14 protein-coding genes are annotated in these 15112 nt (G+C 70.0%); 13 read left to right on the forward strand and 1 reads right to left on the reverse strand.

The window, feature by feature from the left end:
- Positions 1-49: 49 nt before the first annotated feature.
- A complete protein-coding gene (gene bldD / locus ACFQ7Q_RS34880; RefSeq protein ID WP_017242229.1) occupies positions 50-550 on the reverse strand; it encodes a transcriptional regulator BldD in 501 nt (166 codons plus the stop codon).
- A 254-nt stretch (positions 551-804) separates the two neighbouring features.
- On the opposite strand from bldD, the gene pyrR reads away from it, so the two are divergent.
- The 13 genes from pyrR to metK all read left to right on the forward strand — a co-directional run bounded on the left by pyrR (position 805) and on the right by metK (position 15070).
- Positions 805-1368, forward strand: coding sequence for a bifunctional pyr operon transcriptional regulator/uracil phosphoribosyltransferase PyrR (gene pyrR, locus ACFQ7Q_RS34885; RefSeq protein ID WP_383562327.1), 564 nt, complete (start codon positions 805-807; stop codon positions 1366-1368).
- 83 nt (positions 1369-1451) lie between these two features.
- On the forward strand, positions 1452-2432 hold the full coding sequence (locus ACFQ7Q_RS34890) for an aspartate carbamoyltransferase catalytic subunit (protein ID WP_329122859.1): 981 nt from the start codon (positions 1452-1454) through the stop codon (positions 2430-2432).
- Positions 2433-2434: 2 nt separating this feature from the next.
- Complete coding sequence (locus ACFQ7Q_RS34895; protein WP_383562329.1) at positions 2435-3724, forward strand: dihydroorotase; 1290 nt, start codon at positions 2435-2437, stop codon at positions 3722-3724.
- Positions 3721-4296: a hypothetical protein gene (locus ACFQ7Q_RS34900; RefSeq protein ID WP_383562331.1), complete on the forward strand. Its 576-nt coding sequence runs from the start codon at positions 3721-3723 to the stop codon at positions 4294-4296. Before ACFQ7Q_RS34895 ends, ACFQ7Q_RS34900 begins: the two co-directional genes overlap by 4 nt.
- Complete coding sequence (carA, locus tag ACFQ7Q_RS34905) at positions 4293-5435, forward strand: glutamine-hydrolyzing carbamoyl-phosphate synthase small subunit (RefSeq protein WP_383562333.1); 1143 nt, start codon at positions 4293-4295, stop codon at positions 5433-5435. The genes ACFQ7Q_RS34900 and carA overlap by 4 nt, the downstream gene beginning before the upstream one ends.
- Complete coding sequence (carB, locus tag ACFQ7Q_RS34910) at positions 5428-8736, forward strand: carbamoyl-phosphate synthase large subunit (protein WP_383562335.1); 3309 nt, start codon at positions 5428-5430, stop codon at positions 8734-8736. The genes carA and carB overlap by 8 nt, the downstream gene beginning before the upstream one ends.
- A gap of 55 nt (positions 8737-8791) precedes the next feature.
- Positions 8792-9901 carry a quinone-dependent dihydroorotate dehydrogenase gene (locus ACFQ7Q_RS34915; protein ID WP_383562337.1) on the forward strand — a complete coding sequence of 370 codons (1110 nt, stop codon included), beginning with the start codon at positions 8792-8794 and terminating at the stop codon, positions 9899-9901.
- Positions 9898-10734 carry an orotidine-5'-phosphate decarboxylase gene (gene pyrF / locus ACFQ7Q_RS34920; RefSeq protein WP_383562339.1) on the forward strand — a complete coding sequence of 279 codons (837 nt, stop codon included), beginning with the start codon at positions 9898-9900 and terminating at the stop codon, positions 10732-10734. Before ACFQ7Q_RS34915 ends, pyrF begins: the two co-directional genes overlap by 4 nt.
- Before the next feature lie 274 nt (positions 10735-11008).
- Positions 11009-11332: an integration host factor gene (locus tag ACFQ7Q_RS34925; protein WP_030204477.1), complete on the forward strand. Its 324-nt coding sequence runs from the start codon at positions 11009-11011 to the stop codon at positions 11330-11332.
- Between the two features lie 49 nt (positions 11333-11381).
- Positions 11382-11945 (forward strand): guanylate kinase, encoded by a 564-nt coding sequence (gmk, locus tag ACFQ7Q_RS34930; RefSeq protein WP_383562341.1) that lies wholly within the window; start codon positions 11382-11384, stop codon positions 11943-11945.
- A gap of 70 nt (positions 11946-12015) precedes the next feature.
- Entirely contained in the window at positions 12016-12288 is a 273-nt protein-coding gene (rpoZ, locus tag ACFQ7Q_RS34935) for a DNA-directed RNA polymerase subunit omega (RefSeq protein ID WP_005319902.1), read from the forward strand.
- 96 nt (positions 12289-12384) lie between these two features.
- Positions 12385-13650, forward strand: a complete 1266-nt coding sequence (gene coaBC / locus ACFQ7Q_RS34940) for a bifunctional phosphopantothenoylcysteine decarboxylase/phosphopantothenate--cysteine ligase CoaBC (protein ID WP_383562343.1) — start codon at positions 12385-12387, stop codon at positions 13648-13650.
- 211 nt (positions 13651-13861) lie between these two features.
- Positions 13862-15070, forward strand: a complete 1209-nt coding sequence (gene metK, locus ACFQ7Q_RS34945) for a methionine adenosyltransferase (RefSeq protein WP_362371761.1) — start codon at positions 13862-13864, stop codon at positions 15068-15070.
- The last annotated feature ends 42 nt before the right edge of the window (positions 15071-15112 follow it).

Genomic DNA, 15112 nt, shown 5'->3' on the forward strand with positions numbered 1-15112 from the left:
GGCGGAGAGGGCCCTCAGGCCCTTCCCGCCCCGGCGGCAACGTTTCTGCTCAGTTGTCCTCGTGGGCGACCGCGCGTCGCGCGTCCGCGTCCAGGACGCCCCAGCTGATCAGCTGCTCGGTCAGCACCGAGGGCGACTGGTCGTAGATGACGGCGAGCGTGCGCAGGTCGTCCTGGCGGATCGACAGCACCTTGCCGTTGTAGTCGCCGCGCTGCGACTGGATCGTCGCCGCGTAGCGCTGCAGGGGGCCGGCCTTCTCCTGCGGGACGTGGGCAAGACGCTCGAGGTCGAGAACGAGCTTCGGCGGCGGCTCGGCGGCCCCGCCCGGGGTCGTGCCGGGCAGGAGCTCCTGCACCGGAACGCCGTAGAAGTCCGCAAGCTCGGCGAGGCGCTGCACCGTCACGGCGCGGTCACCGCGCTCGTAAGAGCCGACGACGACGGCCTTCCAGCGGCCCTGGGACTTCTCTTCCACACCGTGGAGGGAAAGGCCCTGCTGGGTGCGGATGGCACGGAGCTTGGCCCCGAGCTGCTTTGCGTATTCGCTGGACATATAGCTCCCCGGACGCTGGACGCTGTAGACAACGTGCGGCTCCGCCGCGTGGCTGGTAACTCACTGTGAGGTTACGCAGCGTTACTCTTTCCCGTCAAGCCGAATGGTCCATACCGCCCCCTCCCGAGGGACGGCGCCCGGAGTGGTGGCAGGGTGGTGAGCTGGGCGGTCACCCGCCCCTGGTAGAGTCGGTGGCGCAATTCCGACGTCCTTTAAGGTCCGTCCCGTGAGGCGGAGAAGGAGGTCCGTTTCATATGGACGCACAGCAGCAGACCGATGTCGCACGGCCCGTTCTCGAGGGCCCCGACATCGCGCGGGTACTGACCCGCATCGCCCACGAGATCGTCGAGCGCGCCAAGGGCGCAGACGACGTGGTTCTCCTCGGCATCCCCACGCGTGGCGTCTTCCTCGCCCGCCGACTGGCCGACAAGCTCGCCGAGATCACCGGACGCACCATCCCGGTCGGCTCGCTCGACATCACCATGTACCGCGACGACCTGCGGATGAAGCCCGCGCGCGCCATCGGCCGCACCGAGATCCCCGGTGACGGCATCGACGGCCGCCTGGTCGTCCTCGTCGACGACGTGCTCTTCTCCGGCCGTACGATCCGCGCCGCGCTCGACGCGCTCGGCGACATCGGCCGCCCCCGCGCCGTCCAGCTCGCGGTCCTCGTCGACCGGGGCCACCGCGAACTCCCGATCCGCGCCGACTACGTCGGCAAGAACCTCCCCACGTCGCTGCGGGAAACGGTCAAGGTCCAGCTCGCCGAAGAGGACGGTCGCGACACCGTCCTGCTCGGCAGCAAGCCCTCCTCCTAGCCGTACCGGCACCCCGACGGGTCCAGGGCACACCCCTGCGTGCCCGCACGCCCTCACACCTCGCCACCACGGAGCGAAACCCGATGATGCGTCACCTCATCTCGGCCGCCGACCTCACCCGCGACGACGCCGTCCTCATCCTCGACACCGCCGAGGAGATGGCCCGGGTGGCCGACCGGCCGATCAAGAAGCTGCCCACCCTGCGCGGCCGAACGATCTGCAACCTGTTCTTCGAGGACTCCACCCGCACCCGGATCTCCTTCGAGGCCGCCGAGAAGCGCCTCTCCGCCGACGTGATCAACTTCGCGGCCAAGGGCTCCAGCGTCTCCAAGGGCGAGTCCCTCAAGGACACCGCCCAGACCCTGGAGGCGATGGGCGTCGACGCCGTCGTCATCCGCCACAGCGCCTCCGGCGCCCCGTACCGGCTCGCCACCTCCGGCTGGATCGACGCACCCGTCATCAACGCCGGCGACGGCACCCACCAGCACCCCACCCAGGCCCTGCTGGACGCCTTCACCATGCGTCGCCGCCTCGTCGGCCGCGACGCCGGCCTCGGCCAGGACCTCGCGGGCAAGCGCATCACCCTCGTGGGCGATGTCCTGCACAGCCGGGTCGCCCGCTCGAACGTCGACCTGCTCCACACCCTCGGCGCCGAGGTCACCCTGGTGGCCCCGCCCACCCTGGTCCCCGTCGGCGTCGAGACCTGGCCCTGCGCCGTCAGCTACGACCTCGACAGCGTGCTGCCCAAGTCCGACGCGGTGATGATGCTGCGTGTGCAGCGTGAGCGGATGAACGCGGCCTTCTTCCCGACCGAGCGCGAGTACTCGCGGCGGTACGGGCTCGACGGCGAGCGGATGGCGAAGATGCCCGAGCACGCCATCGTCATGCACCCCGGCCCCATGGTCCGCGGCATGGAGATCACCGCCGAGGTCGCCGACTCCGACCGCTGCACGGTCGTCGAGCAGGTCGCCAACGGCGTCTCCATCCGGATGGCCGTCCTCTACCTGCTGCTCGGTGGTTCCGAGCCCGCCGCCACTGTCACTCGTACCGAGGAGAGCAAGTAACCATGAGCAAGATCCTGATCCGTGGTGCGAAGGTCCTCGGCGGCGAGGCCCAGGACGTCCTGATCGACGGCGAGACCATCGCCGAGGTCGGGCCCAAGGTGTGGGCCGACGACATCACCCGCGTCATCGAGGCGGGCGGCCAGATCCTCCTGCCGGGCCTCGTCGACCTCCACACCCACCTGCGCGAGCCCGGCCGCGAGGACTCCGAGACCGTCCTCACCGGCACCCGCGCCGCCGCCTCCGGCGGCTACACGGCCGTCTTCGCCATGGCCAACACCTTCCCGGTCGCCGACACCGCCGGCGTCGTCGAGCAGGTCTACCGGCTCGGCAAGGAGTCCGGCTACTGCGACGTGCAGCCCATCGGCGCCGTCACCGTCGGCCTGGAGGGCAAGAAGCTCGCCGAGCTCGGCGCCATGCACGACTCCGCCGCCGGCGTCACCGTCTTCTCCGACGACGGCAAGTGCGTCGACGACGCCGTGATCATGCGCCGCGCCCTGGAGTACGTGAAGGCCTTCGGCGGCGTCGTCGCCCAGCACGCCCAGGAGCCCCGCCTCACCGAGGGCGCCCAGATGAACGAGGGCATCGTCTCCGCCGAGCTCGGCCTCGGCGGCTGGCCGGCCGTCGCCGAGGAGTCGATCATCGCCCGCGACGTCCTCCTCGCCGAGCACGTCGGCTCCCGCGTCCACATCTGCCACCTCTCCACCGCCGGCTCCGTCGAGATCGTCCGCTGGGCCAAGTCCCGCGGCATCGACGTCACCGCCGAGGTCACCCCGCACCACCTCCTCCTCACCGACGAGATGGTCCGGAGCTACAACCCGGTCTACAAGGTCAACCCGCCGCTGCGCACCGAGCGGGATGTCATGGCGCTGCGCGAGGCTCTCGCCGACGGCACCATCGACATCGTCGCCACCGACCACGCCCCGCACCCGCACGAGGACAAGGACTGCGAGTGGGCCGCGGCCGCCATGGGCATGGTCGGCCTGGAGACCGCGCTCTCCGTCGTCCAGCAGACGATGGTCGAGACCGGACTGCTCGACTGGGCCGGCGTCGCCGACCGCATGTCCGTCAAGCCCGCGCAGATCGGCCGGGCCACGGGCCACGGACGCCCCGTCTCGGCAGGTGAGCCCGCGAACCTGACGCTGGTCGATCCGGCATACCGTGGTCTCGTGGACCCCGCGGGCTTCGCCTCCCGCAGCCGCAACACCCCCTACGAGGGCCGCGAGCTGCCGGGACGCATCACCCACACCTTCCTGCGGGGCCGGGCAACGGTCGTGGACGGGAAGCTGGCGTGACACCACTCATCGAATTCGCCGCCGAGGCTGAGAAGAAGTCGGCCGAGGTGACCGACTGGGCCGCACGGCTCGGCTGGGTCGCCGGGCTCCTGCTCTTCATCGCCTTCGTCTACTGGCTGATGCGCCAGGGATGGAAGTGGCGCGGCAGCCTCCAGTCGGACCTCCCCGAGCTCCCCGGCGCGCCGGAGGCGCCCGGCGAGGCGAAACTGACCCTCAGCGGGCGCTACCACGGCTCGACGACCGCCGGGCAGTGGCTCGACCGGATCGTCGCCCACGGTCTGGGCACCCGCAGCCGCGTCGAGCTCACGCTCACCGAGGCCGGGATCGAGGTCGTACGCCCCGGGGCGAACGACTTCTTCATCCCCGCCGCCGCGCTGCGCGAGGCCCGCCTCGACAAGGGCATCGCCGGCAAGGTCCTCGCCGAGGGCGGGCTGCTGATCGTCACCTGGGCACACGGCGAGAAGCTCCTCGACTCCGGCTTCCGGTCCGACCGCGCGGCCGAGCACGCCGCCTGGGTCGAGGCCATCAACTCCATGAACCACGCAAGCACGACGGAAGGCACCGCACGATGACGACCTCCACAAGGGGAACCGACAAGGTTCCCGCCGTACTCGTCCTGGAGGACGGCCGCATCTTCCGCGGCCGTGCCTACGGGGCCGTGGGGGAGACCTTCGGCGAGGCCGTGTTCTCCACCGGCATGACCGGCTACCAGGAGACCCTCACCGACCCGTCGTACCACCGCCAGGTCGTCGTGATGACGGCCCCGCACGTCGGCAACACCGGCGTCAACGACGAGGACCCCGAGTCCTCCCGCATCTGGGTCTCCGGCTACGTCGTCCGCGACCCCGCCCGCGTCTCCTCCAACTGGCGCGCCAAGCGCTCCCTGGGCGAGGAGCTCGCCGCCCAGGGCGTCGTCGGCATCTCCGGCATCGACACCCGCGCCCTCACCCGCCATCTGCGCGAGAGCGGCGCGATGCGCGTCGGCATCTTCTCCGGCAACGCGCTGCCCGACGAGGGCACCATGCTCGCCGAGGTCCGCCAGGCCCCCGAGATGAAGGGCGCCGACCTCTCCGCCGAGGTCGCCACCAAGGAGACGTACGTCGTCCCCGCGATCGGCACCAAGAGGTTCACCGTCGCCGCCGTCGACCTCGGCATCAAGGGCATGACCCCGCACCGGATGGCCGAGCGCGGCATCGAGGTGCACGTGCTCCCCGCCACCGCCACCGTCGAGGACGTGTACGCGGTGAACCCGGACGGCGTGTTCTTCTCCAACGGCCCGGGCGACCCGGCCACCGCCGACCACCCCGTCTCCGTCATGCGCGCGGTCCTGGAGCGCAGGACGCCGCTCTTCGGCATCTGCTTCGGCAACCAGATCCTCGGCCGCGCGCTCGGCTTCGGCACCTACAAGCTGAAGTACGGCCACCGCGGCATCAACCAGCCGGTGCAGGACCGCACCACCGGCAAGGTCGAGGTCACCGCGCACAACCACGGCTTCGCCGTCGACGCGCCCCTCGACAAGGTCTCCGAGACCCCCTACGGCCGCGCCGAGGTCTCCCACGTCTGCCTGAACGACCAGGTCGTCGAAGGCCTCCAGCTGCTCGACCAGCCGGCCTTCTCCGTCCAGTACCACCCCGAAGCGGCCGCCGGCCCGCACGACGCCGCGTACCTCTTCGACCGCTTCGTATCCCTGATGGAGGCCGAGCGTGCCTAAGCGCACCGATATCCAGTCCGTCCTGGTCATCGGCTCCGGCCCGATCGTCATCGGCCAGGCCGCAGAGTTCGACTACTCCGGCACCCAGGCCTGCCGCATCCTCAAGGCCGAGGGCCTGCGGGTGATCCTGGTCAACTCCAACCCGGCCACGATCATGACCGACCCGGAGATCGCCGACGCCACCTACGTCGAGCCGATCACCCCCGAGTTCGTCGAGAAGATCATCGCCAAGGAGCGCCCCGACGCCCTCCTGCCCACCCTCGGCGGCCAGACCGCGCTCAACACCGCGATCTCCATGCACGAGCAGGGCGTCCTCGAGAAGTACGGCGTCGAGCTCATCGGCGCCAACGTCGAGGCGATCCACAAGGGCGAGGACCGCGACCTCTTCAAGGGTGTCGTCGAGGCCGTCAAGGCCAAGATCGGGTACGGCGAGTCCGCCAGCTCGGTCATCTGCCACTCCATGGACGACGTCCTCAAGGGCGTCGAGACGCTCGGCGGCTACCCCGTCGTCGTCCGCCCCTCCTTCACCATGGGCGGCGCCGGTTCCGGCTTCGCCCACGACGAGGAGGAGCTGCGCCGTATCGCCGGTCAGGGCCTCACGCTCTCTCCCACCACCGAGGTGCTCCTGGAGGAGTCCATCCTCGGCTGGAAGGAGTACGAGCTGGAGCTGATGCGCGACAAGAACGACAACGTCGTGGTCGTCTGCTCCATCGAGAACTTCGACCCGATGGGCGTCCACACCGGTGACTCGATCACCGTCGCCCCGGCGATGACCCTCACGGACCGCGAGTACCAGCGGCTGCGCGACATCGGCATCGCGATCATCCGCGAGGTCGGCGTCGACACCGGCGGCTGCAACATCCAGTTCGCGGTCAACCCGGACGACGGCCGGATCATCGTCATCGAGATGAACCCGCGAGTCTCCCGCTCCTCCGCCCTCGCCTCCAAGGCGACCGGCTTCCCGATCGCCAAGATCGCGGCCCGTCTCGCCGTCGGCTACACGCTGGACGAGATCCCCAACGACATCACGGAGAAGACGCCGGCGTCCTTCGAGCCCACGCTCGACTACGTCGTGGTCAAGGCCCCGCGCTTCGCCTTCGAGAAGTTCCCGCAGGCCGACTCCACGCTGACCACGACCATGAAGTCGGTCGGCGAGGCCATGGCCATCGGCCGGAACTTCACCGAGGCGCTGCAGAAGGCCCTGCGTTCCCTGGAGAAGAAGGGCTCGCAGTTCACCTTCGTCGGCGAGCCCGGCGACAAGGACGAGCTGCTGCGGGACGCGGTCCGCCCCACCGACGGCCGCATCAACACCGTCATGCAGGCCATCCGCGCCGGCGCCACCCCCCAGGAGGTCTTCGACGCCACGAAGATCGACCCGTGGTTCGTCGACCAGCTCTTCCTGATCAAGGAGATCGCCGACGAGCTGGCCGGTGCCGAGAAGCTGCACCCGGAGATCCTGGCCGAGGCCAAGCGCCACGGCTTCTCCGACGCCCAGATCGCCGAGATCCGCGGCCTGCGCGAGGACGTCGTCCGTGAGGTCCGGCACGCGCTCGGCGTCCGCCCGGTCTACAAGACGGTCGACACCTGCGCCGCCGAGTTCGCCGCCAAGACCCCGTACTTCTACTCGTCCTACGACGAGGAGAGCGAGGTCGCCCCGCGCGAGAAGCCCGCGGTGATCATCCTGGGCTCCGGCCCGAACCGCATCGGCCAGGGCATCGAGTTCGACTACTCCTGCGTCCACGCCTCCTTCGCGCTCAGCGACGCGGGCTACGAGACCGTGATGGTCAACTGCAACCCGGAGACCGTCTCGACGGACTACGACACCTCCGACCGTCTGTACTTCGAGCCGCTGACGCTCGAGGACGTCCTGGAGATCGTCCACGCCGAGACGCTGGCCGGCCCCGTCGCCGGTGTCGTCGTCCAGCTCGGCGGCCAGACCCCGCTGGGTCTGTCCCAGGCGCTCAAGGACAACGGCGTCCCCGTCGTCGGCACCTCCCCGGAGGCCATCCACGCCGCCGAGGACCGCGGCGCCTTCGGCCAGGTCCTCGCCGAGGCCGGCCTCCCGGCCCCCAAGCACGGCACCGCGACGACCTTCGCCGGCGCCAAGGCCATCGCCGACGAGATCGGCTACCCCGTCCTCGTACGCCCGTCGTACGTGCTCGGCGGCCGCGGCATGGAGATCGTCTACGACGAGGCCCGCCTTGAGTCGTACATCGCCGAGTCCACCGAGATCAGCCCCACCCGGCCGGTCCTGGTCGACCGCTTCCTCGACGACGCCATCGAGATCGACGTCGACGCGCTCTACGACGGCCACGAGCTCTACCTCGGCGGCGTCATGGAGCACATCGAGGAGGCCGGCATCCACTCCGGCGACTCGGCCTGCGCCCTGCCCCCGATCACCCTCGGCGGCTTCGACATCAAGCGCCTGCGCACCTCCACGGAGGCCATCGCCAAGGGCGTCGGCGTCCGCGGCCTGATCAACATCCAGTTCGCGATGGCCGGCGACATCCTCTACGTCCTGGAGGCCAACCCGCGCGCCTCCCGGACCGTCCCCTTCACCTCGAAGGCGACCGCCGTCCCGCTGGCGAAGGCCGCCGCCCGCATCTCGCTGGGCGCCACCATCGCCGAGCTGCGCGAGGAGGGCCTGCTCCCGAAGACCGGCGACGGCGGCACCCTGCCGCTCGACGCGCCGATCTCCGTCAAGGAGGCCGTGATGCCGTGGACGCGCTTCCGCGACATCCAGGGCCGCGGTGTGGACACCATCCTCGGCCCGGAGATGCGCTCCACCGGCGAGGTCATGGGCATCGACTCCGTCTTCGGCACGGCGTACGCGAAGTCGCAGGCCGGCGCCTACGGCCCGCTGCCCACCAAGGGCCGCGCCTTCATCTCCGTCGCCAACCGCGACAAGCGCTCGATGATCTTCCCGGCGCGCGAGCTGGTCGCCCACGGCTTCGAGCTGATGGCCACCTCGGGCACGGCGGAGGTGCTCAAGCGCAACGGCATCAACGCCACGATCGTGCGCAAGCAGTCCGAGGGCGAGGGTCCGAACGGCGAGAAGACGATCGTCCAGCTGATCCACGACGGCCAGGTCGACCTGATCGTCAACACCCCGTACGGCACCGGCGGCCGCCTCGACGGCTACGACATCCGTACGGCGGCGGTGGCCCGCTCCGTTCCGTGTCTCACCACGGTCCAGGCGCTCGCCGCGGCGGTCCAGGGCATCGACGCGCTCAACCACGGCGGCGTCGGCGTCCGCTCGCTCCAGGAACACGCGGAACACTTGACCGCGGCCCGCGACTAGCAACCCATGAGGGGGACACCGGAAACGGTGTCCCCCTCTTGCTGAGGACACCCACATGTACAAGTTCTTCTTCGACCTGGTCTTCAAGCGGATGGACCCGGAGCAGGCCCACTACCTCGCCTTCCGCTGGATCCGCCTCGCCGCCCGCGTCCCCGTCCTGCGCACCTTCGTCGCCGCGGTCCTCGCGCCCCGCCACAAGGAGCTGCGCACCGAGGCCCTCGGTCTGCGGATGCACGGCCCCTTCGGCCTCGCCGCCGGCTTCGACAAGAACGCCGTCGCCATCGACGGCATGTCGATGCTCGGCTTCGACCACATCGAGATCGGCACGGTCACCGGCGAGGCCCAGCCCGGCAACCCCAAGAAGCGCCTCTTCCGGCTGGTCCCGGACCGCGCCCTGATCAACCGCATGGGCTTCAACAACGAGGGCTCCGCCGTCGTCGCCGCCCGTCTCCACGCGCGCGTGCCGGTCTTCAAGACCGTCGTGGGCGTCAACATCGGCAAGACCAAGGTCGTGCCGGAGGCCGAGGCCGCCGCCGACTACGTGAAGTCCACCGAGCGCCTCGCCGCGCACGCCGACTACCTGGTCGTGAACGTCTCCTCGCCGAACACCCCCGGCCTGCGCAACCTCCAGGCCACCGAGTCGCTTCGCCCGCTGCTCACCGCGGTACGGGAAGCGGCCGACCGCACCGTCACCGATCGCCGCGTCCCGCTCCTGGTCAAGATCGCCCCCGACCTGGCCGACGAGGACGTCGACGCGGTCGCCGACCTGGCCCTGGAGCTCGGCCTCGACGGCATCATCGCCACCAACACCACCATCGCCCGCGAGGGCCTCGGTCTGAAGTCCGACCCGGCGCTGATCAAGGAGACCGGCGGACTGTCCGGCGCTCCCGTCAAGGAGCGCTCCCTGGCGGTGCTCAGGCGCCTCCACACGCGCGTGGGGGACCGGATGGTCCTCGTGGGCGTCGGCGGCATCGAGAACGCCGAGGACGCCTGGCAGCGCATCCTGGCCGGCGCCACCCTGATCCAGGGCTACAGCGCCTTCATCTACGAGGGGCCCCTCTACGCCCGCGCCATCCACAAGGGCCTCGCGGCGCGCCTCGCCGCCTCCCCGTACGCCACCCTCGCCGAGGCCGTCGGCGCCGACAACCGAAAGGCCACGCAGTGACTCTCTCCTTCGGCACCCGCCTGCGCTCCGCCATGGACGAGCGCGGCCCGCTCTGCGTCGGCATCGACCCGCACGCCGCCCTGCTCGACTCCTGGGGCCTCGGCGACGACATCGCCGGCCTGGAGCGCTTCACCTTCACCGTCGTCGAGGCGCTCGCGGAGACCGTCGCCGTCTTCAAGCCGCAGTCCGCGTTCTTCGAGCGCTTCGGATCGCGCGGTGTCGCCGTCCTGGAGCGCGCCGTCGCCGAGCTGCGGGCCGCGGGCGGCCTGGTCGTGATGGACGCCAAGCGCGGCGACATCGGCTCCACGATGGCCGCCTACGCCGAGACCTTCCTCCGGAAGGACTCCCCGCTCTTCTCGGACGCCCTCACGGTCTCCCCGTACCTCGGCTACGGCTCGCTGAAGCCGGCCGTCGACCTGGCGCGGGAGTCCGGCGCGGGCCTCTTCGTCCTGGCCCTCACCTCCAACCCGGAGGGCGCGGAGGTCCAGCGGGCGGTCCGCGAGGACGGCCGCACGATCGGCGCGACCATGCTCGCCCACCTCGCGGCGGAGAACGCGGGGGAGACCCCGATGGGTTCCTTCGGCGCGGTCGTCGGTGCGACGCTCGGCGACCTGTCCTCCTTCGACCTGGACATCAACGGCCCGCTCCTGGCCCCCGGCATCGGTGCCCAGGGCGCCACCCCGGCCGACCTCCCGGCCGTCTTCGGCGCGGCGGTCCGCAACGTGGTCCCGAACGTCAGCCGGGGCGTCCTCAAGCACGGCCCGGACACCGCCGCCCTGCGGGCCTCCGCGGAGCGTTACGCGACGGAAATCCGCGAGGCCGTCGCCTCCTGACCCCCCGCCGGGCCAATCCGCAGGTCGGGGCCGTCTCACTCCTTGACAAGAACTTGGCTCAAAACCCGGTCGTTATGCCTGAAAAGTCCTGGTCGGTCGATGCTGACCAGGACTTTTCGCTTGTTCTCGCTGACTGGAGAGACATTGGCCGCTAGTCTCCGGGGCAGAGTCAGCGTTCAACGGTCACTACGTTGATCGTTGCTCCACTGGTGTGGGGCGACTAGGTTCCTCACCGGTCCGTATCCGACAGTTCGACATCCGAGGTGACGTAGGCGTGGCTCTTCCGCCCCTTACCCCTGAACAGCGCGCAGCCGCGCTCGAAAAGGCCGCCGCGGCTCGCCGGGAGCGGGCCGAGGTCAAGAATCGACTCAAGCACTCCGGCGCCTCCCTCCACGAGGTGATCAAGACCGGCCAGGAGAACGACGTCATCGGCAAGATGAAGGTCTCCGCGCTGCTGGAGTCGCTCCCGGGCGTGGGCAAGGTCCGCGCCAAGCAGATCATGGAGCGGCTCGGTATCTCCGAGAGCCGTCGTGTGCGCGGGCTCGGTTCCAACCAGATCGCCTCCCTGGAGCGCGAGTTCGGCAGCACCGGCGCCTGAGACGGGTCTGCCGTCCCAGGCACCCCCGTGAAGCTGGAATAATCGCTGCATGGCAGCAGAGGTACGTCCGCGGCTGACCGTGCTCTCCGGCCCCTCCGGGGTGGGCAAGAGCACGGTCGTCGCTCATATGCGCAAGGTCCACCCCGAGGTCTGGCTCTCGGTGTCGGCCACGACACGAAAGCCGCGCCCCGGCGAGAAGCACGGTGTCCAGTACTTCTTCGTCACGGACGACGAATTCGACAAGCTGGTCGCCAACGGGGAACTCCTCGAATGGGCCGAGTTCGCGGGCAACCGCTACGGCACGCCGCGTGCCGCGGTCCTGGAGCGACTGGAGGCCGGTGAGCCGGTCCTCCTGGAGATCGACCTCCAGGGCGCCCGGCAGGTCAAGGAGTCCATGCCGGACTCGCAGCTGGTCTTCCTGGCCCCGCCGAGCTGGGACGAGCTGGTCCGCCGGCTCACCGGCCGCGGCACCGAGTCGCCCGAGGTCATCGAGCGCCGGCTGGAGGCCGCCAAGATCGAACTGACCGCCGAGACGGAGTTCGACACCACCCTTGTCAACACCTCCGTCGAGGACGTGGCGCGTGAGCTGCTAGCCTTGATGAACGTTGTTTGATCTTTTTCTGATCACCTGGATCTGATCATCCCGATCAGCTCACCCAGAAGTTTCTTCGGAAGGCTAGAGCGTGTCCTCTTCCATCACCGCGCCCGAGGGCATCATCAACCCGCCGATCGACGAGCTGCTCGAGGCCACCGACTCGAAGTACAGCCTCGTGATCTACGCGGCCAAGCGCGCGCGTCAGATCAACGCGTACTACTCGCAGCTCGGCGAGGGCCTGCTCGAGTACGTCGGTCCGCTGGTGGACACCCACGTCCACGAGAAGCCGCTCTCGATCGCCCTGCGCGAGATCAACGCGGGTCTGCTGACCTCCGAGGCCATCGAGGGCCCGGCGCAGTAAGCACGTTACGTTCGTCACCACAGGCCCGGCGGAACAACCGCCGGGCCTGTGGTGTCTCATGGATACGTACGCATCCGAGTGCGGGGAGTGGCAGTGGTGACCAAGCCGAAGGTCGTTCTGGGGGTCAGTGGCGGCATCGCCGCGTACAAGGCCTGTGAGCTGCTCCGGCGGCTGACCGAGTCGGGCCACGACGTACGTGTGGTGCCGACGGCCTCCGCCCTGAACTTCGTCGGCGCGGCGACCTGGTCCGCCCTCTCCGGCAACCCCGCCTCGACCGAGGTGTGGGAGTCCGTCCACGAGGTCCCGCACGTACGGATCGGGCAGGGCGCCGACCTCGTCGTCGTGGCCCCCGCCACCGCCGACATGCTGGCCAAGGCCGCCCACGGCCTCGCCGACGACCTCCTGACGAACACACTGCTGACCGCCCGCTGTCCGGTCGTCTTCGCCCCGGCAATGCACACCGAGATGTGGGAGCACCCGGCCACCCAGGAGAACGTGGCCACGCTGCGCCGTCGGGGCGCCGTCGTCATCGAGCCCGCCGTCGGCCGGCTGACCGGCGTCGACACCGGCAAGGGCCGGCTGCCGGACCCCGCCGAGATCTTCGAGGTCTGCCGGCGGATCCTCGCGCGCGGCACCGCCGCCCCCGACCTCGTCGGCCGCCATGTCGTGGTCAGCGCGGGCGGCACCCGCGAGCCCCTCGACCCGGTCCGCTACCTGGGCAACCGCTCCTCCGGCAAGCAGGGCTACGCCCTCGCCAAGGCCGCCGCGGCCCGCGGCGCCCGGGTCACGCTCGTCGAGGCCAACACCGGCATCCCGGACCCGGCAGGGGTCGACGTGGTCCATGTCGGCACCGCGATCCAGCTGCGCGAGGCCGTCCTCAAGGCGGCGGGCGACGCCGACGCCGTGGTCATGGCGGCCGCCGTCGCGGACTTCCGCCCCGCGGTCTACGCGTCGGGGAAGATCAAGAAGCGGGACGACGTCGAGGCGCCGACCGTCGAACTGGTCCGCAACCCCGACATCCTCGCCGAGATCTCCGCCGACCGGGCGCTTCCCGGCCAGGTGGTCGTCGGCTTCGCCGCCGAGACCGACGACGTCCTCGCCAACGGCCGGGAGAAGCTCCGCCGCAAGGGCTGCGACCTGCTCGTGGTCAACGAGGTCGGGGAGCGCAAGACCTTCGGATCCGAGGAGAACGAGGCCGTGGTGCTCGCCGCGGACGGCACCGACACGCCCGTACCGTACGGACCGAAGGAAGCCCTCGCGGAAATCGTCTGGGACCTGGTCGCGCCACGCCTGCGGACCATGCCCGCGGAGAATTCCGGGGAATCCCCCGATCGTCCGGAATTCACCGCCTCGGCCGAGTGAAATCCCGAGAATCCGGTCCTCTCGGGGGATCGGAACGGGTGCACGTGATGCGTGGGAGGCCGGATTCCACGAGCCTCCGCCTCCCACCTTGCGAGACACCTGGCCCAATGCCCGAGCACGCCCGATAGACTGGTCGCGGTACGTCGCGGGGCGCAGCCCCCTGCCGTCCGACACTGTTGAGCCAGCAGCCGCTGCAACCCCAGGGAGCATTGTGTCCCGTCGTCTGTTCACTTCGGAGTCCGTGACCGAAGGTCACCCCGACAAGATCGCTGACCAGATCAGCGACACCATTCTCGACGCGCTCCTCCGCGAGGACCCCACCTCCCGCGTCGCCGTCGAGACGCTGATCACCACCGGTCTCGTGCACGTCGCCGGTGAGGTCACCACGAAGGCGTGGGCCGACATCCCCACCCTCGTACGGAACAAGATCCTCGAGATCGGGTACGACTCCTCGAAGAAGGGCTTCGACGGCGCGTCCTGCGGCGTCTCGGTCTCCATCGGGTCGCAGTCCCCGGACATCGCGCAGGGCGTCGACACGGCGTACGAGAAGCGCGTCGAGGGCGACGAGGACGAGCTGGACAAGCAGGGCGCCGGCGACCAGGGCCTGATGTTCGGCTACGCGTCGGACGAGACCCCGGAGCTCATGCCGCTCCCGATCTACCTCGCGCACCGGCTCTCCCGCCGGCTGACCGAGGTCCGCAAGAACGGGACCATCCCGTACCTGCGCCCCGACGGCAAGACCCAGGTCACCATCGAGTACGACGGCGACAAGGCCGTCCGCCTCGACACGGTCGTGGTCTCCTCGCAGCACGCCTCCGACATCGACCTCGAGTCGCTGCTCGCGCCCGACATCCGCGAGTTCGTCGTCGAGCACGTGATCAAGCAGCTCCTGGAAGACGGCATCAAGCTGGACACCGAGGGCTACCGCCTGCTGGTCAACCCGACCGGACGCTTCGAGATCGGCGGCCCGATGGGCGACGCCGGCCTCACCGGCCGCAAGATCATCATCGACACCTACGGCGGCATGGCCCGTCACGGTGGCGGCGCCTTCTCCGGCAAGGACCCGTCCAAGGTCGACCGCTCGGCCGCTTACGCCATGCGCTGGGTCGCCAAGAACGTCGTGGCCGCCGGCCTCGCCTCGCGCTGCGAGGTCCAGGTCGCCTACGCGATCGGCAAGGCCGAGCCCGTGGGCCTCTTCGTCGAGACCTTCGGCACCAACACGATCGAGACCGAGAAGATCGAGAACGCCATCGGCGAGGTCTTCGACCTCCGCCCGGCCGCGATCATCCGCGACCTCGACCTGCTCCGCCCGATCTACGCCCAGACCGCGGCGTACGGCCACTTCGGCCGCGAGCTCCCCGACTTCACCTGGGAGCGCACGGACCGCGTGGAGGCCCTGCGCAAGGCCGCCGGCCTGTAGGCACGGACAAGGCACGATGCGGAAGCCCGGCTCCCCTGGGGG

It is taken from the genome of Streptomyces sp. NPDC056527 (assembly GCF_042794475.1).
Taxonomy (GTDB): domain Bacteria; phylum Actinomycetota; class Actinomycetes; order Streptomycetales; family Streptomycetaceae; genus Streptomyces.